Origin of the sequence: Paenibacillus sp. FSL H8-0317 (assembly GCF_045040685.1) — a bacterium.
Lineage (GTDB): Bacteria > Bacillota > Bacilli > Paenibacillales > Paenibacillaceae > Paenibacillus.
Window position 1 is genome coordinate 1,781,151 of sequence record NZ_CP150294.1, and the last position, 19,662, is coordinate 1,800,812.

Annotated in this window: 23 protein-coding genes; 19 read left to right on the top strand and 4 right to left on the bottom strand. The window is 41.4% G+C overall.

The genetic code is table 11. The annotated features are described in order from the left end of the window. Positions 1 to 232 precede the first annotated feature (232 nt). Complete coding sequence (locus MHB43_RS08110) at positions 233 to 2,038, bottom strand: sensor histidine kinase (RefSeq protein ID WP_405131682.1); 1,806 nt, start codon at positions 2,036 to 2,038, stop codon at positions 233 to 235. A gap of 172 nt (positions 2,039 to 2,210) precedes the next feature. Here MHB43_RS08110 and MHB43_RS08115 point away from each other — a divergent pair, with 172 nt between their 5' ends. From MHB43_RS08115 to MHB43_RS08135, 5 genes are all read left to right on the top strand, one after another. Beyond that, on the top strand, positions 2,211 to 3,173 hold the full coding sequence (locus MHB43_RS08115; protein ID WP_405131683.1) for an ABC transporter permease: 963 nt from the start codon (positions 2,211 to 2,213) through the stop codon (positions 3,171 to 3,173). Between the two features lie 16 nt (positions 3,174 to 3,189). Next, positions 3,190 to 4,062: a carbohydrate ABC transporter permease gene (locus tag MHB43_RS08120; RefSeq protein ID WP_405131684.1), complete on the top strand. Its 873-nt coding sequence runs from the start codon at positions 3,190 to 3,192 to the stop codon at positions 4,060 to 4,062. A 193-nt stretch (positions 4,063 to 4,255) separates the two neighbouring features. After that, entirely contained in the window at positions 4,256 to 4,600 is a 345-nt protein-coding gene (locus MHB43_RS08125; RefSeq protein WP_339183186.1) for a hypothetical protein, read from the top strand. A 42-nt stretch (positions 4,601 to 4,642) separates the two neighbouring features. Continuing rightward, positions 4,643 to 5,110, top strand: a complete 468-nt coding sequence (locus MHB43_RS08130) for a GNAT family N-acetyltransferase (protein WP_076252701.1) — start codon at positions 4,643 to 4,645, stop codon at positions 5,108 to 5,110. A gap of 389 nt (positions 5,111 to 5,499) precedes the next feature. After that, positions 5,500 to 6,141, top strand: a complete 642-nt coding sequence (locus MHB43_RS08135; protein ID WP_405131685.1) for a FusB/FusC family EF-G-binding protein — start codon at positions 5,500 to 5,502, stop codon at positions 6,139 to 6,141. A gap of 134 nt (positions 6,142 to 6,275) precedes the next feature. On the opposite strand, the gene MHB43_RS08140 is transcribed toward MHB43_RS08135, so the two are convergent. Next, complete coding sequence (locus MHB43_RS08140; RefSeq protein WP_405132407.1) at positions 6,276 to 6,863, bottom strand: NAD(P)H oxidoreductase; 588 nt, start codon at positions 6,861 to 6,863, stop codon at positions 6,276 to 6,278. Between the two features lie 247 nt (positions 6,864 to 7,110). On the opposite strand from MHB43_RS08140, the gene MHB43_RS08145 reads away from it, so the two are divergent. From MHB43_RS08145 to MHB43_RS08160, 4 genes are all read left to right on the top strand, one after another. Then, positions 7,111 to 7,497 carry a helix-turn-helix domain-containing protein gene (locus MHB43_RS08145; protein WP_076209362.1) on the top strand — a complete coding sequence of 129 codons (387 nt, stop codon included), beginning with the start codon at positions 7,111 to 7,113 and terminating at the stop codon, positions 7,495 to 7,497. Positions 7,498 to 7,533: 36 nt separating this feature from the next. Further along, positions 7,534 to 8,010, top strand: a complete 477-nt coding sequence (locus MHB43_RS08150; RefSeq protein ID WP_405131686.1) for an NUDIX pyrophosphatase — start codon at positions 7,534 to 7,536, stop codon at positions 8,008 to 8,010. A 60-nt stretch (positions 8,011 to 8,070) separates the two neighbouring features. Then, positions 8,071 to 8,460 (top strand): hypothetical protein, encoded by a 390-nt coding sequence (locus tag MHB43_RS08155; RefSeq protein ID WP_405131687.1) that lies wholly within the window; start codon positions 8,071 to 8,073, stop codon positions 8,458 to 8,460. Between the two features lie 121 nt (positions 8,461 to 8,581). Next, positions 8,582 to 9,451 carry a DUF4085 family protein gene (locus MHB43_RS08160; RefSeq protein WP_405131688.1) on the top strand — a complete coding sequence of 290 codons (870 nt, stop codon included), beginning with the start codon at positions 8,582 to 8,584 and terminating at the stop codon, positions 9,449 to 9,451. A gap of 213 nt (positions 9,452 to 9,664) precedes the next feature. Here MHB43_RS08160 and MHB43_RS08165 read toward each other — a convergent pair whose 3' ends face one another. Together MHB43_RS08165 and MHB43_RS08170 are read right to left on the bottom strand one after the other, a co-directional pair. Next, a complete protein-coding gene (locus MHB43_RS08165) occupies positions 9,665 to 10,276 on the bottom strand; it encodes a hypothetical protein (protein ID WP_405131689.1) in 612 nt (203 codons plus the stop codon). A gap of 153 nt (positions 10,277 to 10,429) precedes the next feature. Continuing rightward, entirely contained in the window at positions 10,430 to 11,809 is a 1,380-nt protein-coding gene (locus tag MHB43_RS08170; RefSeq protein ID WP_405131690.1) for a hypothetical protein, read from the bottom strand. A gap of 893 nt (positions 11,810 to 12,702) precedes the next feature. On the opposite strand from MHB43_RS08170, the gene MHB43_RS08175 reads away from it, so the two are divergent. The 10 genes from MHB43_RS08175 (at position 12,703) to MHB43_RS08220 (ending at position 19,548) form a co-directional block, all read left to right on the top strand. Beyond that, positions 12,703 to 13,251 (top strand): HAD-IIIA family hydrolase, encoded by a 549-nt coding sequence (locus MHB43_RS08175; RefSeq protein ID WP_405131691.1) that lies wholly within the window; start codon positions 12,703 to 12,705, stop codon positions 13,249 to 13,251. Between the two features lie 20 nt (positions 13,252 to 13,271). Continuing rightward, the gene (locus MHB43_RS08180) at positions 13,272 to 13,745 is read left to right on the top strand and encodes an NUDIX domain-containing protein (protein WP_405131692.1); all 474 of its coding nucleotides are present in this window, start codon (positions 13,272 to 13,274) and stop codon (positions 13,743 to 13,745) included. An 87-nt stretch (positions 13,746 to 13,832) separates the two neighbouring features. Continuing rightward, positions 13,833 to 14,696, top strand: a complete 864-nt coding sequence (locus MHB43_RS08185) for a phosphotransferase (RefSeq protein ID WP_405131693.1) — start codon at positions 13,833 to 13,835, stop codon at positions 14,694 to 14,696. A 71-nt stretch (positions 14,697 to 14,767) separates the two neighbouring features. Further along, on the top strand, positions 14,768 to 15,325 hold the full coding sequence (locus MHB43_RS08190; RefSeq protein ID WP_339183198.1) for a MepB family protein: 558 nt from the start codon (positions 14,768 to 14,770) through the stop codon (positions 15,323 to 15,325). A 263-nt stretch (positions 15,326 to 15,588) separates the two neighbouring features. Continuing rightward, entirely contained in the window at positions 15,589 to 16,005 is a 417-nt protein-coding gene (locus MHB43_RS08195) for a MerR family transcriptional regulator (RefSeq protein ID WP_221822636.1), read from the top strand. A 25-nt stretch (positions 16,006 to 16,030) separates the two neighbouring features. Continuing rightward, the gene (locus MHB43_RS08200; protein WP_405131694.1) at positions 16,031 to 17,002 is read left to right on the top strand and encodes an aldo/keto reductase; all 972 of its coding nucleotides are present in this window, start codon (positions 16,031 to 16,033) and stop codon (positions 17,000 to 17,002) included. Positions 17,003 to 17,165: 163 nt separating this feature from the next. Then, complete coding sequence (locus MHB43_RS08205; RefSeq protein ID WP_405131695.1) at positions 17,166 to 17,549, top strand: hypothetical protein; 384 nt, start codon at positions 17,166 to 17,168, stop codon at positions 17,547 to 17,549. Positions 17,550 to 17,690: 141 nt separating this feature from the next. Next, a complete protein-coding gene (locus MHB43_RS08210) occupies positions 17,691 to 18,728 on the top strand; it encodes a hypothetical protein (RefSeq protein ID WP_405131696.1) in 1,038 nt (345 codons plus the stop codon). Between the two features lie 88 nt (positions 18,729 to 18,816). Then, a complete protein-coding gene (locus MHB43_RS08215; protein ID WP_405131697.1) occupies positions 18,817 to 19,200 on the top strand; it encodes a hypothetical protein in 384 nt (127 codons plus the stop codon). A gap of 63 nt (positions 19,201 to 19,263) precedes the next feature. Beyond that, positions 19,264 to 19,548 carry an SHOCT domain-containing protein gene (locus MHB43_RS08220; RefSeq protein WP_405131698.1) on the top strand — a complete coding sequence of 95 codons (285 nt, stop codon included), beginning with the start codon at positions 19,264 to 19,266 and terminating at the stop codon, positions 19,546 to 19,548. Positions 19,549 to 19,662: the final 114 nt, after the last annotated feature.

The following is a 19,662-nucleotide window of genomic DNA, read 5'->3' on the forward strand; positions in this document are numbered from 1 at the left end:
GTTTGTATTGTCTCCTTGGTGGTTGAACCCAGACATCTGTACACTTGCCACTCCGATGACAGAATAACCTTCCGATCGCTGTTATCCCCAGATTTATTGAATGAATTTAATAATGTGTAAATCTGGTGATAAAGGCGAGCACTCCGTTTCTTCAGGTTATTTCTGTCCTCTGCGTTATCCTGTACATGATCTTGTTCAAAATTAAATCGTCAATTTATTGTTTGTATTAACTTTAACTCTTAGAAACATCTCCTTGCTCGGTATCCTCTTTTGGTATCTCCCAGATGATTTCGGTTCGGAATCCGCCAAGTGGGGATGGGCCGAATAGGAGGTAGGAGTGACTACCGAACAGGTGCGTGATTCGTTGGTACGTATTCCAAAGGCCGCAGCCCATTTCTTCTTGTAAAGGTTCCTGCATCTTCAAGTTCAGCGCTTCGTACTGTTCCGGGCTTAAGCCAGGACCATCGTCGTCGATGTATATTCTGCCAAAACCATTCAAGCGCTCCCCGGTAATTCGGATTTCCCCGGATGAATAGGACTTCGCCACGCCGTGTATCACGGAATTCTCGACCATCGGTTGAAGCATTAATCGTGGTACAGACTGGGCAAGCATATCCTCTGGGATATCGATGTGATACTCGATGCGACCATTGCGCAGTTTCTGGATATCCAGATAGTTGATCAGCAGCTTGATCTCTTCTTGTAGCGACGACGTCTCCCGTTCCATACGGGTGGTGTAGCGATAATACGCACTTAGGTTATGCGCCATGGAGACCACGGCTTGCTCGTCCTTCATCTGGGCCATGTTGATGATATAACCTAGACAATTATATAGGAAATGAGGATTGATCTGCGCTTGTAATTGCTTCAGCGTAGCTTCCTTGGCTCTAATTTTCTCATGGAATACATTCTCGATCAGATCTTGAATCTGATGGGACATATCATTGAATCGTCGGAACAGGAATGAGAACTCATTCTGATTTTTGCTGTACAGTCGGACAGAATAGTCCCCTTGTTCTACACGGCGTAAGCCTTTGATCAGCTTTTTGATCGGATATTGAACATTCCGGTACAGTAGGATTGAAGCAGAGATGCCCACCACCAACAGTAAAATCATACAGCTGTAGAACAGATTCTGACTCAGCGAGATGGGTTTCAAAATCTGATACAGCGGGATCACGTCCACCAGATGCCAATCCAGATAAGTGGACTTCACGGAGCTAACCAGATATTTTTTCCCGTTCAGCTTCACGACATCTTGTGTGGTGTCTTCCGGGGAATGCGTATCCAGATACTGAATGAGTTCTGCGGATAATTGCTTGTCCGCGCTGCGATTGAGAATGGGTGAATTTCCTTTGTGATACAAGAAAGGATCGCCTTGTCCACCTGCTTTATACGTATCCAGCATATTTTGAATGTTCTCATAACTGAAGCTGGCTTCAATCACGAGATTACTTCCCGTGAGCATCCCCGGCTGTGCCAATGAATCGGTATAGAACCAATAGAAGGATTGCAGCTTGTCTTTTGATTCCGCACCCTGGTCTCCATAGGTCCATTGTCCGCTCATATTTTTTTTCAAATACTCTTCATCATATCCTGTCGTTTGGTTGTAGTTGGCGATCACATCCTCATTCTGCTGTGAATGCACTGCATATCGAGTGGGCCATAGGTCGGTATCGCCGGTTTGCAGCGTCATCTTCTCCTGGATCACATAGCGGGTCTGCATCTGGTCATACCGGTCATCCCACATGTTCAGGCCGTTGAAGGCTCTGACATTCGGATCCCGGGAGAGAATGAGGCTGAAATCCATCATCTGATTGATGCGGGAGTCGATCTGACTGGACAGAAACGTGAGTTGTTTCGTGTTGGAGATCTGCAGTTCTCTGCTGACCACGTCATAGGTGACGTTGTTGGAATAGGTATACATGATCAGGATGGGGATGAACAGGATTACAATTAAGAGGTTGATTTTGGTAAATAAACTGAAGCGGGATCGAGGACCTTTTTGAAAAGGGATAAAACGCCTCCATGTATGCATTAAAAGTCTCCTTTAAATTCGTGTTCAAACAAACCTCTTCAGCTGACCTTCCTAATAAAATCTTATGGAGCCTAACAATGTTATATAGTCAGACCCGAGAGTGGCTTGATACTATTTATATCAGAGAACCCGATCACACACAAAAACTTTTTTTGGGAACAGGAGAAGCGCTATGGAGGCTAAATTGGAGGGTAAGCGGATCCCGCAGGCAAACGTTGGGAACAAGCTGGATAAGAAGAGAAAAAAACGCTACAAACAGCCATGGATTCTGCACTTTATGGTGTTGCCGGCGGCCATTATGGTCTTTATATTTTCATACATTCCGATGTCCGGGATTTTGATGGCATTTCAAGATTATAAACCTGCACTGGGATTTTTTAATTCCGAATGGGTAGGACTGAAACACTTCAGGTACATGTGGGAAAATGATTATTTCCTGCAAATTACGTGGAACACGCTGTTCTTTGCCTGTTCTAAGATTGTCATGAATCTGATTATTCCGTTTGTCTTTGCCTTATTGCTCAACGAGGTACGGAAGATGGCACTGAAAAGAACGATTCAAACGCTTGTGTATCTTCCTCACTTTCTGTCCTGGGTCACCCTGTCTGGTATTCTGATCGACATTCTGGCACAGACGGGTATTCTAAATCAGTTTCTGGTCTCGATCTTTGGCATCAAACCAATCTTCTTCCTCGGGGATGGCAGTTGGTTCCGATTTACGGTCATTGCAAGTGATGTCTGGAAAGAGTTTGGATTCAACACGATTATCTTCCTCGCGGCATTATCCGGCATTAATCCATCACTTTATGAAGCGGCTGAAGTAGATGGGGCGGGACGCTGGAAACAGACGGTCTATATTACCATCCCGGCTCTTATTCCGATTGGGATCGTAATCGCAACCTTGGCACTGGGGAATGTGCTTAACGCCAACTTTGACCAGATCTTTAACTTATATAGTCCGTTGATTTACCAACAAGGAGATATTATCGATACGTTTGTGTATAGAGAAGGTCTGCTTAGTGGACAGTTCAGTTTCGCTACCGCTGTGAATCTGTTCAAATCGGTCATCAGCCTGATCCTGATTGTGATCTCGTACCGACTGGCTTACCGATTCGCCGGATACCGAATTTTCTAGAGAGGAGGACGAACAAATGTATCATAAAACGATGCCTTACCGCATATTTAGCATATTCAACAATGTGTTCTTAACCATCATTTCGCTGCTCTGTTTGCTGCCTTTGTATCACTTACTTATGGTATCGCTTAGCGCATCTGCACCTGCCAATGCGGGGTTAGTTACGCTCTGGCCGATTGGTTTTACACTGGAGGCCTATGCGAAGACGTTTGTTAACGCCAATTTTCTCTCCTCCTTGTGGGTGTCCGTTGAGCGGACGGTGCTTGGTACAGGGCTAGCGCTAATTGTGAACACAATTGCAGCATACGCCCTCTCCAAGGAGACACGGGTGTTCCGTGCACGTAACATCTATCTGTGGTATTTTGTCATTACGATGTTATTCAGCGGCGGCCTTATTCCCGGGTATATCCTGATCTTGAAGCTTGGCCTGATGAACTCATTGTTGGCCTTGATCCTGCCAGGATTGGTTGCAGTGTTTAATATCATTCTGTTGCTCAATTTCTTCCGTACCGTGCCCAAAGATCTTGAAGAAGCCGCATTTATTGATGGAGCAGGACACCTTCAGACGTTTATCAAAATTTATCTGCCCGTGTCCGTGCCTGTCATTGCTACAGTATCCCTGTTCATGATGGTTGGGCATTGGAATGCGTATTTTGACGGGATCATCTATATTCGGGATGCAGAAAAATTGCCACTAGCAACATTCATGCAGACGATTATTGTGCAGGCCGATATGTCGAGAGTTGACCCGGAAATTGTCGCCAATCTGTCTCAGCGCACGATTCGTGCGTCACAGATTTTCATCAGTGCACTGCCAATCCTGCTCGTGTATCCGTTCCTGCAACGTTTTTTTGTGACCGGAATCGTGGTTGGGGCTGTGAAGGAGTAGTTACGTGTAGAGGTTAATAGGTTGTGAATCAAGGAGTCACTGAACTGGGGAAGGCCAGGGAGGTGGCTTCTTTTTTGTGTATGGAAAAAGAACGTTGCACGTATATAGTGTATTACCTTCATTTGAATAAAATGGTACTATTGTAATTGATTTAAAGTTATCTTTATTATTCATATCAGAGGGTGTTTACGAAGTGAAAAAAATGATAATCGTTACTCTTGCTTTGTCGTTAGTAAGTGCTTCTCTTGCTTTTGCAGCGACAAGCGCACCACAGAAGACCGAATCTAAGGTCTGGATCCGCCCAGAGGTATTTACTCCAGTACAAGACGATAATTCCTTTGATTTTTCTGATGCGGGTTATAGTGTGGAGGCATATAAAAAAGCAAGTATTGAGTTAATAGCCTATGTTAATACCGGGGACAAGGAAAGATTAAAGTCTTTTTACCAAGAGAGAAAAAAGGCAATTGAATATGACGATTCTTACACATATATGTATGATCGTATTTTTAAATTGAGCTATATTAGTGCAACAAAATAGGAAGAAAGTGGTAATGGCGATAAGTGCAGGAGGGAATTCAAAATGGAATTTAGAAGAATAACTTGGGATAATTTTATCGAATGTATTGAACTTAAAGTCACTCCAGACCAACAAAGATTCATATCCTCGAACCAACATGCACTTGCTGAAGCGTACGTTGCCTCAGATGAGGGGCAGATTATTATTACTTTTGCAGTCTATAAGGAAGACAATATGGTAGGTTTTATTTCGATGTACTATGATGACGGAGATGGCAATTTTGATTATAGCAGTTATGGCATCTTTAAGATGATGATTGACCAGCGATATCAAGGTAAGGGATATGGTAAAGAAATGGTAGTAAAAGCAATCGAGTATGCGAGGACTTTTCCACGAGGAAAAGCCAAAGTTGTAGAACTCACCTACAAACCTGAAAATGTCGTTGCGAAGAAAATTTATGACTCTCTTGGTTTTATTCAAACAGGTGAAATATTGGCATGTGGTGAAGTACAGGCGGTATTAACTTTGTAATTGTCCGTTACAGCTCCAATCCTGCTCTTGCTTCAGGAGGCCATTGAGCAGTCAGCAGAAGATCATTTCGTGGAAAATGGGAAGAAAGCCTGAGATGCAATCATATTTCTTGAACAGAGGAAATTGGAACGGAGCCCGTTGCCTACACTATGCTGCCCTGTTATAATTTCGATATATCTATCGTATTGGGGGTTATGACGTGGCAATATGGATGATGCCGGATTGCTCGTTCGCTAGAAAGCCTTACGCAAAGCCTGAATAGGGGCGGACTTTGTGTAGGGCGCGACAAAAATGAGATTGTTGCCCTGAAATCAATATCAACATAATGTTACATCCCGCAGGCTTTGCACCTTATTTGTTCTTCCAATAAAAATAAGGGGCTGAACGCCATGCAAACACCATTTATTCACAATCATCAATTTAATTATATTCAAAAACAAGCTGATTTCCTGCTCAAAACGCTACGCTCGGTTGTGGATCCAAAAGTATTGGAAACCGTCCGTTATACGGTCGGCACAAATGCGGTGAGCATCTTCGATGAACTCACTCGGGAGCAGAAGCAACTGCTGGAGCAGTTATCCACGTATGAGACGACACATGAATTGCAGACGTATCTGAACCAGCTTGAATCATATCTGATTCCATATCCGCAAGTATCAGCGAAGCAGATTCAGAAGTTGTTTCCAAAGGCCAAGAAGCTCAAAGTGCCCGATCTCGAATCCATCGATTACGCACACACAACCTATCTGAGATGGACTGACATTGCGACGAGCCGTTTGTTCATCGTGTACCCGCACAAAGGCAGGTTCCTCGGTATTGAGGGACGGATTACACCCACGAACAAAAAAGGGTATTGCATGTTCTGTCATCGTCATCAGGAGCTTGGATTCTTCAACGTGAAGACCAAGGCTCATTCGCCGGACAACTTTTCTTCCATTGCCCAGTACGTATGCATGGATAACACAGCTTGCAACCATAGTATTACCGATATCTCTATGCTGGAGAAGTTTCTTCTCTCGACAGTAAAATAATGCAAGACACACAGGCAGGGTCGCTCTTCGGAGCGACCTTTTTGCCGTGTTCAAGCGTAATGATTCGCCATTGAACGTACCACTAAACTTCAGAATTCATATTCGGGTCAGGGTCATACCTTTTTTTTATACGATCATGAAGTCGGAATATCGTTGGCATAGTTCAGTCCCAAGTGATGTGCTTGGTTCAGCAGTGCCTCATAATGCTCAGGCTTGGATTCCAACGTTTCATATAAATACTCAACCCTCGATTGGGACACCCCACAGTAATCGGCAATACCCACATTGAGCAGGTTGGCGATTGATTGACCATAGTTGCGCTTCTGCATCTGTTCTTCCGTCACACCCGAAAGAGCGATCCACAATATCTGCTGATGAGGGAGCTTGTTCGCGCCGTAGGCAAATCCGTTGTTCATGACACGATCTACATAACCTTTCAACATGGCTGGCAGATGCCACCACCAGAGAGGAAACACAAAAGCCACAGCATCGTGTTTCTTCAATCGCTCCATTTCTGTTTCAACTTCAGGTGAGAACACCTGATTTTCTTGGGTATAGTCTGGTTCATCCATCTCTCGGAGAATCGGGTCAAAGCCAATCCCATGCAAATCCAATATCTCATAACCGTGACCAGCCTCGGTTAGTCCCTGTGCAAAACGTTGAGCTACCTGAAAGGTCAAGGAGTCTTTTCTTGGGTGGGATACTACAACGAGTACGTTCATCTTATCTTTCACTACCTTTCTGCATTGCAGTCTTGTAGCCATAAATCAATGGCTGATGCTATTATAAACAGGTATGAAAACATCTGGAAGTACGCACTTTGATGTTCTATAGGAAGAATGAAGTGCCATAGGAACATCAAAGTACCCTAAATGGATGCCTCGAAATGGGCTTAAATAATAGAAAGAAGAGCAGCAAAAAGTTTATATTTTCACTTGGGATACAGCCTGATTATGGAGGGGTTCAAAAATGACAGAACATGGAGAAACGAGTGCTCCAAAAAAATATAAAGTAGGCGTGGAAGCGGCCTTGGAAGTAATGGGTGGGAAGTGGAAGCCTTTGATTATTTATCATTTGATGACCGGACGGAAACGCACGTCGGAGCTTCGGCGGTTAATACCGGACATTACGCAGAAGATGCTGACAACGCAGCTCAGAGGACTTGAAAAGGATGAGATCGTACAGCGCAAGGTATATTCGGAGGTGCCTCCCAAAGTGGAATATGAGTTGACGGACTACGGATGGGGACTCAAGCCCGCGCTGGACCATTTATGTTATTGGGGAGAAGAGCATCTGGACAAAATCCACGGGGACAGGTTTAAAGTATTGGAGGATTTCGATTCTCAGGAAAGTTGAAGAGAGGGGCACGAGAAGGTGGATGGTGCAGAGCACATGAAACAGGCAGTTCCCATTCGTTGTGAAGGCGTGGCTGTAGTTCTATTGAAGAAAAGCCTCGATCAATACCGTGTACTGATGCTAAAGCGGGCTGGTCGTATGTTGCATAACGAGTGGTGTTATGTTGGCGGCGGGATAGAAAAGGGCGAGAAGGCATGGGAAGCTGCACTCAGAGAAGTTCATGAGGAAACAGGTATTACGGAAGTCCGGTTGTATTCTGCCAATCAATTCGAACAATATTATTCACTCATGGGGGAGTATATCTATACCGCTCCCGTATTCGTAGGATATGTGGATGAAAGCCAGGTTGTCCGGTTAAATCATGAACATATCGAGTACCAATGGATGACGTTTGACGAAGCTAAAGAAAATACGGCATTACCCGGAATTGATGATATTTTGGATTTTGTTGAAAAGCATTTTGTCAGAAAAGCCCCTTCCGAGTGGCTTCGGATTAATGGTCAGAATAATTAGGAGGTGGAACTCATCACATACAAGACGATTTATCCAAGAGCATGGTTGAGCCTATTATGTATGTTGGTCATTGAAGCTATGTTTTTCAGAAATATTATTTATGATGAAAATGGTATTATGAAGTACTTCCTAATCGTTATATTGACCTTTATTCTCGGTTATATCGTTTTTCTGCTCTGGCGTTTGTTTTTCACTAAACCCAGTATTACGCTGGAAAGCGATCATGTGATTTCTATGAAACATCAGAGATATGATGCATCCCAGATTGAGTGTATTTATATGAATTACAGACGGATTGGCATCAAACTCTATGGTAAACGTTTAGTGCCGATGGATCTATGTTTTTATTTTCAACGAGGTCAGGAGTCTGCAGGCGTAGAAGCAGTGCATGAATGGGCGGCGCGAAACGACAAAGAGATCAAACACAAATTTTTTCAAACATTGGGGTAGAGCAGTGCGTTTGTGAATATAAGGAATCGTTGAGGAAGTGCAGCTTAATTCTCGTCACAAATTAAAGAGGTCTATGCTTTAATAGCAAAGTAGATTCTATAAATCAGCAGGAGAGATGCCCATGAGATATCTAACGAAAGAATGGTATGAGCTTTGTCAGCAGACACATTTTCATTTTGGTTTAAGAGTACATAACGGAGCTTACGAGTTCGATGAAAATCTATTTTTAAGGCTGTATAAAAGAAAGGAAAAAGCGCATGTGAAACAGGAGCGAGAGTTATATAACTTGGACCCACGTTACATGCTGGAGCATGATGGTCAAGTACTTACTCGCGTAGACAAAGCTTTCGGTGAGGAAGAAGTGACAGAAGAGGATCAGATCGTATTTCACATGCAGCCAGAACAAAGAGCGCATATCGAGAAACTCATTGCAGAATATGATGTGCGTCCTCCGTTTGATGAGAAGAAATGCAAGGAAGAGTACAAAGAATCGATGGAGTCGAGTTTTCAATACAAGGCGGAACATCTGCCACAGGAAATCGTTGAACAAATTGCGGATATTCGTGTGTTTACTTTGGGATATTGCACGAGAGAGATACTACAGCAATTGAAGAAACAGAGTGCACACAATTGGAGACGTGTGGAACACACATCGAAAGAATTTAGAGAAGTGATGATGGCACAGAATATCCCCGATGAAATACATAGTCGGGTTCAATATCATGATTGTACGGTAACGGAACTGTTGACGATGGATGAAGTGGTTATTCGTTTTGACACCCGTGGAGGCTTCACCAATATAAATAAACTCACGCTGGTTGCACCCGAAATCATCAAGCAAGAGGGTGATATTGTAGGCAGTTACTGGCTGTATCAAGAGTTGTATCGAATCGATAACGGATATGAACTTCATGTTCTATTTGGTGGGGAGAATATGCCTGAATTGATTGTTCGCTGTGCTGATATTCTTGTAGAGGAAGAGTACGGCTGAAATAAAGGTTATTCCAAAAAGGTGTAATAACTATAGTTGAAACTAATGTTTTTGTATCGGGCAGTTCAAAATATTAGTCATCCCGAGACTCATGAAAAGTATTTCGCTGGCATTAACTTGTTTTAGGCTCCACTTCTGCAAGATGTACATTCACTTATGCGGAAATGGAGTCTACGGAGTATAGTGAAGGGGACAAGTGACTTATAATTTTCTTTAACTATTGCTAGTTTTAGCCTCCAATTCTTTGAAGAAGTTAACCCAAGTTAAATCATTAATAGATAAATTTTCATCTTTATTAAAACTAATTTCCCCATTTTCTTTAACTAAAAATAGTTCACTCTGTTCAATAACTTGTAGCCATTTAGAATTTGAAGCATACTCTTTTTCCAAAACCGTCTTAATTTTTGAGTCGATTAGACTGTTTTTTTCCATAACATTTTGTAAAAAATCCCTCATATTAATAGTAGAACTTGATAAATTTTCAATATCCAATGAGGCAGATTCGTTAAAATCTTGGAATTGATTATACATCGAAGAATAAGTGCCAGCTATGGAAGCTATTGATCTGTAATTGTTATAGAGGACATTAAGCGCAATACGAATATCACTTGTTGATGTGTCTGTCTGTAATAGTTGTTCATATAACTTATTATTGGATTCAATAGCTTGTGCCAAGGTTATGATATCATAGGATAAATTTTGCGATAAATAATCTTTATACGAGGTTTGAAGCTTGTATTGGTGAATAGAAAACACCGTTAATGCAATAAGAAACAATGTTAATGACACATTCATAATAATAGATATATTTTTTTTTAGTTTCATCTTAGGCTCCTCTCACTTAAGTATTTTGTCAATTATAAACTTAAAACTTATGATAAGTGAATTGCAAGGAGAAGTAGCACATTAAAGATTACAAAATATAAAGGGTATGTCCACTTCTCCTTGCAAAGTCTATGCTATCTTAAACTTATATGCTTAATTATTCACTTTATACTGGAACTCAAGTGTTTTTTGACCCGAATTATATTTTGAACCATTAAAATAGGTATCCCACCTAACGAACATCACACCATTGGCAGCAGAAGCAGATTGTCCCGGATTTCCATTAAACTGTACATCACTCTGAAGTGTCAAATAGTGCCCGGTATTGCTACCAGTATTTTTATGGAGCGTATAATTGTCTGAAGAAATACCAGATACTGCAGCAGGATTAGTACTTAATCTGACATTTGAGCTACCTAAAGTTACGTTTTTACTTGTAAGGGCTTGGTTTGAAGCAGTTATCCAGCTTTTTATGTTAGTTAATGAAGGGAGCCCAACAACATTTATTTTTGACCAAACAGTTTCAGCGATTTTCATTGCTAAAGCTGATCCGGACCCCTTTCCGACCATACTCCCATCAATAAATGATCTATCAATAGAAGAATATGCACCTACCCCAGTTGTAAGTTTAACATTTTTGTATGTGAACAGGTTTTCAGCATTTGTTTTTTTTCCATTAACCGTAACGTGCTCAGCTATTTTAAAACTATTTACCCAAGTTGAGGACGGTGTAACGTTTAATGATTTCCAAGAGCCATAAGGAAGTGAGAAATTTTTGATTTCATCGCCTGCTACATAATAAGTGTTACTGTAGGTTGTGGGATGTACCCAATCTGTAAAACTACCTACTGCTGCTGGAGAAAAGAGATCATTTTCATTTTCAGCTATAATTCTAAGCATAGTATCATCTACTGGAGTTTCCTTTTGTTCAGATGGACTCACAACATTGACAAACCAAAACAAATCGTGTTTTGGATCAGATGGAGTAAAGTTACTTGTCTCGATACTAGTTAGAGATTCAGGAATTTCTAATTCAAAAAGCAAGATGTTTGATTCTCTATCAGTTAGATATAATTTTACATGTGGTTGAGTTTCAAGTTCTTTATTTATTAAATTTTTAGTGGGTTGAACATCATTATAGATTTCAAAAAGAAGAACATTGAATTCATTACTTTGATCAATTAGTTCTCCAACGGTACTGTTAATACCATCTTCATTTTTGTAACTATTACGTAAACTACCACTAGCATTTAATATCTTTTTTGAGTTGTTATACTCAATTTCAGCATTGAAGCTAATGTTCTCTTGATCAATTTTTATCTCATTAAGGAATAGTGAGGCATCTGAACTTTGTAATTTGTTTACATGAGAATCACTGTTTTTACTACCATATACTTTATCGAATTGTTTTATTGGCATTGAGGTCCCTAAGTACTTCGTGAGGGCATCATTAGAACCATTTTCAGCATAAACAGGAATATTTAACATTAGAATCAATGCAAAGGACAAAAGAATACTCATGACTTTCTTCATACGTGTAAATCCTCCTCAGAAAAATAGTCTATTTTATTTCAATTCCTTCCCTCTCCTTAATAGGGAAAATCACCCATATTATACATTGTGTAAGTTTATAATTCAACAAGAATGATGGATTTATTTGTAATTATTTTACGGAAAATATCTAAAAAGGGAGGTTTTTATCTAAATTCAAATATAAAATTGGAGGGATAGAAGCATAGTATTAGGCAGATTTTGTTACAGGAGAGAGCCGAAACGTTTAGTTAACAGAGTTTGGTGCATCTTTAGGAGAATTTCCATGTGGAAGTCATTGTGGAGGGTTTTCAAAGCAATACCCTGTGGCTGGAATCGTATGAAGAACAGTCTGAGGAAGTATAGTGTAAGCTTAAGCTTCGTGAGGAAAAGAATGAAATAGCGTACACTATTTTGAAATAGGGTCAGGACGAGATTTACCGAGGATTCAACAGACTGACGGCCCACCAATTACTTGATTTTACATTAGAAAATAGAATATACAACTCGATCGATTCGCTAATCTATGGTTAAGGGGGTTTTTGAAGAATTAAAAAAGGACATTTCCTTTATGTTATTTTCAACAAAATGGTACTATTAACTAATAAACATGTTTAAGTCAACAAGGAGTTGGACACCATTTTTGAATTTATCTGGACTTTAGTGATCTCAATTATAAGTTTAATTGTCGTTCTTATCTTTGCAGCAATTGTACGTTATGCGATAGATTCATCTAAAACATCGCAAAAGCTGGATGTACTAATCAAAGAAGTGCACTATCTGAAAACAGAAATCAAAAAACAGCAAAATAATAAGCAGCAAGATGACAGCAAACATATTATTGACGAGAAAGTTTAGATGAACTACTTAATAATTTTCTGAGAAAGGAACAGACCATGATGAAGCCACAGGGGAACGTACAAGCTGTTTTTATAGACAGAGATGGAACCATCGGTGGTACAGGTCATTTTATTCATCCGAGAGATTTCAGATTATACCCACATGCTCAAGAAGCAATTATGCTTTTGAAACGAGAAGGAATTATGGTGCTGGCTTTTACGAATCAATATCGAATCTCACGTGGAGAAGCCAGTGTTGAGGATTTTGAAGAGCAATTTCGGGAGTACGGATTCGATCACTCCTATATATGTCCGCATGAGCAAGAATGCAGCTGCAGAAAGCCTAAACCCGGAATGTTATTACAGGCCTCAGAGGAACTCGGTCTGGATTTATCCAAATGCATCGTTATTGGAGATGTAGGAGATACAGACATGCTTGCTGCCCATGCCGTAGGAGCGACCAAGATCATGGTGAGAACAGGTTGGGGGGAATCTTCATTAACCAAATTCAGAGACAAATGGACGGAGACCGAACCTGATTATATCGCAGAGGATATTTGGGATGCCGTACAATGGATCCTTCATGGAAGAGAATTCAGTAATTAAAAGACAGGAGGTAACTGTGTATGGGCATGTCAGACTATTACAAAAACCTCAGGGAAAAGATCGGAAACGAGCTTATTTTTATGCCGGGGGTAGCTGGGATTATCCGAAATGAACAAGGGGAGATTCTGTTCGGTCGTAAACATAACGAATCAACCTGGGGGCTGATAGCCGGAGCAATTGAGCTTGGTGAGACACCGGCTCAAGCGATGGCAAGAGAGGCACTGGAAGAGACAGGTCTGGTTGTAGAACCGGAGAAAATTATCGGAGTATACGGGGGTGAAGAACAAAGGTTTACATATCCTAATAGTCATCAGGTTGAATATTTGACTATCGTATTTGAATGCAGGATCAAATCTGGGCAACTCACGCCCGATAATGAAGAAATGAAGGATCTACAGTTTTTCTCCGAGGATCAGCTTCCACCCATGGCAAACCAGTATCCAGATTATATTTTTAGCTCCAACCAAGAAGAACGAGCCCATTTTGAAAGATAAACCAACCGACTGTGCGATTAAAATCTAAACTCACTCACCTTATCTTCAACAAATGAATCAAGATCCTAGTTATATGAGGAGAACCACATGTTAATCAATCCAACGATAAATGAGATCAATAACTTATTCAAGATGCATCATATCAACGAAGAAATATCTGAAATTCAAAGTTTGTCAGGTACCACAGCTGGACGTGTTTATCGGTTGAGTACAGGTCTGAACAGGCACTATATTCTGAAATCAGATGAACCCGAACAGATTCACATCGCCCAGCAGTTTTTGGATACGTATAAGAATTCTTCGTTACTGCCTGAAGTTTTGTTGACTGATCCGGATAACACTTATTTTATCTATACGTATATGGAGGGCACGACCCATTTCAACCGGGGACAGAAAAGAGACTGGTTAACTCGTCTGGTGAACGAGCTGTTCAATACATATGTGCGTTCTTCAGATACGAAATCATGGGGCAGAATAGAGTTCCCACAGAGGACCTGGAAAGAATTCAATCAGATTAGTATTCATGAGGCAAAAATGAATATCGGAAGTATTTTAACAACAGATGATTATAATCTGGTTCAATCCAAAGTGGATCGTCTCTTTCATGAGGAAGAAGAGAAGTTTCTTTTACATGGCGATACGGGGGTTCATAATTTTGTATATGATCAAAATGAACTCATCGGCGTCATTGATCCATCTCCAATGGTTGGACCTATCCTCTATGATTTCTTGTATGCTTTTAGCTCCTCGCCAGATGATATCAACACCGAAACATTATTTGCTACATTCGAACTTCTGGAACAAGTGGAAATGGATAAATCCAGATTAATAGAGGAAGCTCTGCTCCATCTATATTGCCGAATTGGACTGAGTAACAAGCATCATCCGGATGATCTGCCTGAGTATTTGAAGGCTTGGCATGAATGGAAGCGATTATGTCAGGAACTTTGAACTAACAAACTTTTTACAGCTATCGTAAATGCCTTAGATCAGACTATACAAGACAGGAGAGATATCACAAGTTGGATAACAAAAGGTTTTTGAATCGTCCGAATTCTTGGACGACCTCCGAGATGCTTCATGGCGACTTACTTGCCAGTAAAGAACTTATCTATGACAAGTGTGGCTTTGGTTGCTCACAACCGCATGAAGAAGCACAAAATGCTGAATATGGGGCATATGTGTTCACCATAAATTCTCTCTCCATTCGATTCCGCGTCGCCAAAACCACACCAACCAAGCTTGGACAATTTGTCACTCTGTGGCAGCGGGGTGAGGATGGAACGACACAGCCATATGATGTATCAGATCCAGCAGATGTGTATGTCATTAGTACGCGCACAGGTAGCAACTTTGGTCAATTTGTATTTCCGAAGCATGTATTGTTGCAGCGAGATATCCTATCGGATCAAGGAAAAGGTGGCAAGCGGGCCATACGTGTATATCCGCCTTGGGACAAGCCAGCAAGTAAGCAGGCTTTAAAAACGCAGCAATGGCAGCTGGAATACTTCTTGGAAGTACCTTTTACCAAACCGTTGAACTGTGATCAAGCTCGGGTACTTTATGGCCCTAGCGATTAAAGTAAGCGAAACAGTAGCCAGCATCTCCAAACTCTTTTCCTCTGAATATCAACTTTTCACCGATCTTTCGACATAATCTCCTCTATTCGTTATTTCTCAGTACTGAAGCGTGTGCTATGTCCTCCATTTGTTAAAAATAGTGAACGTCAGTTCATTTAATTTTTTTGAAATTTGTGCTTGCCTTAATGTGAACATTAAGCCTTAGGATGTAAAAGAACCGGCCAAATGCATCCAAAAATGAACATAAAGGAGGAGTCAGCAGTATGGCTTTCTCGATAAAAGAAGCTTCGGAGCGGCTGGGTTGTCCTGCACATAAAATTCGTTACTACGAGAAGGAGGGACTGCTCCCTTACATTCAACGGGATCAACATGGAAATCGGATGTTCGAGGAAGAACATCTGGATTGGATGAGACTGATGTCTTGTTTCCGGGCAACGGGTATGAAGGTAGCTACACTGAAACATATGGTTAGTCTGGCGCTGGATGGTGATTCAACGATTCCACAACGGAAAGCAATCCTTCACGAATATAAAGAGGAATTACATCGCCGCCAACTTGAAATTGCCGAAGCACTTGCAGCGGTGAATAACAAATTGACCATCTATGAAGACATAGAAAAAGGAAAGCTTCCTTCAGAGAGCAAGTTGCTAGATCAAATGGAAAGCATCGGCAAAAACTAATATTAACGGATGGAGAGATGGAGATATGAAGCAAAGAGTGCTGGGAAATAGCGATATCGTCGTATCTTCAATTGGACTGGGAATTATGGGCATGTCTCCGGGGATGTACGGCGAAACCAATGATGAGGAGTCAATAAAGACCATCCATCACGCGCTGGAGATTGGCGTTACACTGCTGGATACAGCTGATGTGTATGGGAATGGTCATAATGAAGAACTACTGGGGAAAGCGCTGAAGGGACGTCGCGATCAGGCCATTATTGCTACCAAATTTGCGTATACCCCAAACTATGAGACGTTGAATGGTCATCCGGATTACGTGAAAAAGGCTATAGAAGCAAGTCTTCGCAGGCTGGACACCGACTATATTGATCTGTATTACCAACACAGGGTAGATCCTCAGATTCCGATTGAGGAAACGGTTGGCGCGATGGCTGATTTGGTTAAAGAGGGGAAAGTCCGCTGCCTTGGCTTGTCGGAAGCATCGGCTTCCACGTTACGCCGTGCACACGCCGTTCATCCAATCTCTGCGTTGCAGAGCGAATATTCCCTGTGGAGCCGGGATATTGAGGACGAGATTCTACCGACTGCGAGAGAATTGAATATTACTCATATTGCATACAGTCCATTAAGCAGAGGGTTTATCTCGGGGGAGATACGGAAATTCGAAGATTTGGATATTAATGATCTGCGCAGATATATGCCGAGGTTCCAAGGAGACAATTTCGCCAAAAATATAGAAGTTGTGGATAAAATCAAAGAGATTGCGATGGAGAAGAGTTGTACGCCTGCACAATTGGCTTTAGCTTGGACAATGGCTAATAACGCATTGCCGATTCCGGGAACGAAACGAATCAAATATTTGGAGGAAAACGCGAAGGCTGCAACGATTGAACTGACACCTGATGACTTAGCTCGCATTGAAAAGGTAAGTCCTCAAAATGAGGTCCATGGAACACGTTATATGAAAGAAATGATGACTCAGCTTAACGGGTAAAAATGAGGCGAAAAAGGAAGTATGATTTAGTGCTATATCCTGTATAATTTAGAGAACAATCAGGTTTGCATTTCTGTAGAGAATGAAGGATCTACGATTGGAAAATAAGGTATCCCTATTATGGGAGTGATTCTGCTGCCACTTTGAGTATTGGAGTGTGGTCATGATTGTATTGACATCAGCAATCGTATTCACCGTCTTGATTATGATCGTGATTCTCTTTCAGATTGCATTGGCTGCCGGGTTGCCATGGGGAGAGTACGCCATGGGTGGGAAGTTTCCCGGGAAATACCCCATCTCCATGCGTTTTGCCTGCATAGTTCAGATTGCAATTTTGGCATTCATGGGTATCATTGTTCTGAGTAAATCAGGATTGCTTTTGCCAGGATGGTCTTCATTCTCAGATATCGCAATTTGGTTTATCGTTGGGTATTTGGTGCTGGGGACCATATTAAATCTGATTACGAGAAGTGTATGGGAACGAAGAATCTGGGCGCCCGTAACGTTGTTGATGCTGATAACCAGTATAATCATTGCCATTTCATAACAATGAGCAACAATAGAATATACTAAACGAGAGCCCTGGCATGTATGCCAAAGGGCTCTATGAATTACTGCCGTTCCTCATTTATACTAATGATAGCTTAACCCTACATAGAGAAGATCAACGGAGAGGAGCGGTTTATTTATGCCGATCTACTACTACCTTGCAGCAGTTTTATTAGTTGTAACAGCCTATTTGGTTCGACGTAAGCTCAAGATTTTCCGTCCAGCAGGAAGACGCAGAAAACAGACGAAAGTGACGTACAGACGAAAAAAAGCACCATTGAATCTTGGACTTCGAGAAGAAGTCTCTTATCAGCAAACCATTCTTCAATTGGAGAAGAGTTACAATAAGCATTTTGCCAATAAACTCAAGATCCGAATTCAACAGGAATATCCTCACATGAAAACGCTGGAGTATCGGTGGAAATTGATAGAGCTTAAGCGATATTTCATTATGGCTTCATTACTTAAGCAGGTGCCCATGTTCAGTGATGAAGTTGATGATTTGTGGCATGAGATGCTGATGTTTACGAAATCTTACGCTGATTTTTGTGAAGAATTCATGGGTTCCACGGTGCACCATGAGCCGGCAATCACCCGCCGTGAAACGCCAGGAGCACGAGCATGGTTTGATTGGGTGTACTGTCAATTATTTGAGTTCACCCCCTACAGTGCTGCAATCTGGGGTGATTTTTTCACTTACCCATTATCCAGTGATGTACAGAAGCTGATCGCACAGGGAGATCAATCTGAACTGGTGAATGAACTGTTTCATGCCAGACGCATGCAGGAAGATCCTGAAGCTGCTCAGGTGATTGCCTACTTGATTGATCAACTACGTAGATCCGCAACGCTAAGTGAAGAAGAGCTATCTCCAGCATCTTCCGGAAGTAGCGATGTAGCTCTCGTCATGGCTAGCGCCATGGTGTATTACTCCATGCATAACGAGTCGACATATGGGTTACACATGGGCCGACTGGAGCAGGAAATTCTTCCACAGGAAAAGGCAGCCTATGGTTCCTCGTCAAGCAGTGGCTGCACGAGCAGTTCCAGCTGTTATGCGGATCAATGTACCGACAGTAGCAGTTCCTCGGGAGGATCTGGATCATCCTCGGGATCATCTTCCGACTCTTCTTGCAGCTCATCCAGCTGTTCATCTTGTGGTGGTGGCGGAGATTAATGAAGTTGAGTATTTGGGCTACAGTGAATCTGCAATCTTGAATGAAACAGTCACTAGACAAATGGAGATTGCCGGAAAGGAAGAGCACATGCGAAGCAACAAATTTACACCGTATTTAAGTTTTATAGGTTTTGGTTTAGTCATTCTGACCTTGAGTGTGCATATAAGTTTCAAATTAGGAATTGAGAAAGGTTTGGAAGAAGGTTCCCTTATGCTGTTGTCAGTTGCTAATGCAGTGTTGCTGGTATATCCATTGGCATGGGGAGTATTTGCTGTACTTGAGTTCTACATGTTATGGAAAGAAAAACAAAAGCTGAAGTCCAAGCTGGAACGCGGAAAAATGAACAAAGAAGATTTCTTTGATCAGATTAAGAAAGTTAAGACCAGTTTGGGAATCAACATCAGTTATATTGTTATCCTGTTGTTTCAGCTTGGATACGTCATTATAAACTGGGAAGAGGTTAATATTTAGTGCTCTGACCGACCTTTTCTGATTTTGAATAGAAACGTACATAATCTTTAGGAGGAACATTCATTGAAAGCATTATCGATCATCAGTCTTATTTGGTACGTACTTAATTTTTTCTTTTTAGTAGCTTTCTTGGAAAGTTCGGAAGCCGCAGCAGGAATGGGAATTTTGGCTGTCCTGTATGGTCTGCTTTTCTCAATTCTAGCTCTAATCATATCTAGCAAGAGAAAAAAGACCCCTGTGAATGTGCATGAACAACTGTTACAGTTGGGTGAATTAAAAGAGAAAAATATCATATCAGAATATGAATTCGATCAGAAGAAAGAGAAGTTACTCTCCAGATACAGGTAGTTCAAAGCCTGCTGCGGTAAGGTAAAGGTCATTCCATTTTCTATTCATGCAAAAAATGAAATTCTCTAAACAAAAAATCAGGGCGTTCCCTTTAACGGGAATCTGCCCTGTTTT

Coding starts and splice junctions, on each gene's coding strand:
- MHB43_RS08110 (WP_405131682.1), bottom strand. CDS start 2,038: ATGCATACATGGAGGCGTTTTATCCCTTTTCAAAAAGGTCCTCGATCC.
- MHB43_RS08130 (WP_076252701.1), top strand. CDS start 4,643: ATGGAATTTAGAAGAATAACTTGGGATAATTTTATCGAATGTATTGAA.
- MHB43_RS08185 (WP_405131693.1), top strand. CDS start 13,833: ATGTTAATCAATCCAACGATAAATGAGATCAATAACTTATTCAAGATG.
- MHB43_RS08170 (WP_405131690.1), bottom strand. CDS start 11,809: ATGAAGAAAGTCATGAGTATTCTTTTGTCCTTTGCATTGATTCTAATG.
- MHB43_RS08145 (WP_076209362.1), top strand. CDS start 7,111: ATGACAGAACATGGAGAAACGAGTGCTCCAAAAAAATATAAAGTAGGC.
- MHB43_RS08160 (WP_405131688.1), top strand. CDS start 8,582: ATGAGATATCTAACGAAAGAATGGTATGAGCTTTGTCAGCAGACACAT.
- MHB43_RS08205 (WP_405131695.1), top strand. CDS start 17,166: ATGATTGTATTGACATCAGCAATCGTATTCACCGTCTTGATTATGATC.
- MHB43_RS08195 (WP_221822636.1), top strand. CDS start 15,589: ATGGCTTTCTCGATAAAAGAAGCTTCGGAGCGGCTGGGTTGTCCTGCA.
- MHB43_RS08175 (WP_405131691.1), top strand. CDS start 12,703: ATGATGAAGCCACAGGGGAACGTACAAGCTGTTTTTATAGACAGAGAT.
- MHB43_RS08120 (WP_405131684.1), top strand. CDS start 3,190: ATGTATCATAAAACGATGCCTTACCGCATATTTAGCATATTCAACAAT.
- MHB43_RS08210 (WP_405131696.1), top strand. CDS start 17,691: ATGCCGATCTACTACTACCTTGCAGCAGTTTTATTAGTTGTAACAGCC.
- MHB43_RS08135 (WP_405131685.1), top strand. CDS start 5,500: ATGCAAACACCATTTATTCACAATCATCAATTTAATTATATTCAAAAA.
- MHB43_RS08215 (WP_405131697.1), top strand. CDS start 18,817: ATGCGAAGCAACAAATTTACACCGTATTTAAGTTTTATAGGTTTTGGT.
- MHB43_RS08140 (WP_405132407.1), bottom strand. CDS start 6,863: ATGAACGTACTCGTTGTAGTATCCCACCCAAGAAAAGACTCCTTGACC.
- MHB43_RS08165 (WP_405131689.1), bottom strand. CDS start 10,276: ATGAAACTAAAAAAAAATATATCTATTATTATGAATGTGTCATTAACA.
- MHB43_RS08200 (WP_405131694.1), top strand. CDS start 16,031: ATGAAGCAAAGAGTGCTGGGAAATAGCGATATCGTCGTATCTTCAATT.
- MHB43_RS08150 (WP_405131686.1), top strand. CDS start 7,534: ATGAAACAGGCAGTTCCCATTCGTTGTGAAGGCGTGGCTGTAGTTCTA.
- MHB43_RS08180 (WP_405131692.1), top strand. CDS start 13,272: ATGGGCATGTCAGACTATTACAAAAACCTCAGGGAAAAGATCGGAAAC.
- MHB43_RS08115 (WP_405131683.1), top strand. CDS start 2,211: ATGGAGGCTAAATTGGAGGGTAAGCGGATCCCGCAGGCAAACGTTGGG.
- MHB43_RS08155 (WP_405131687.1), top strand. CDS start 8,071: ATGTTGGTCATTGAAGCTATGTTTTTCAGAAATATTATTTATGATGAA.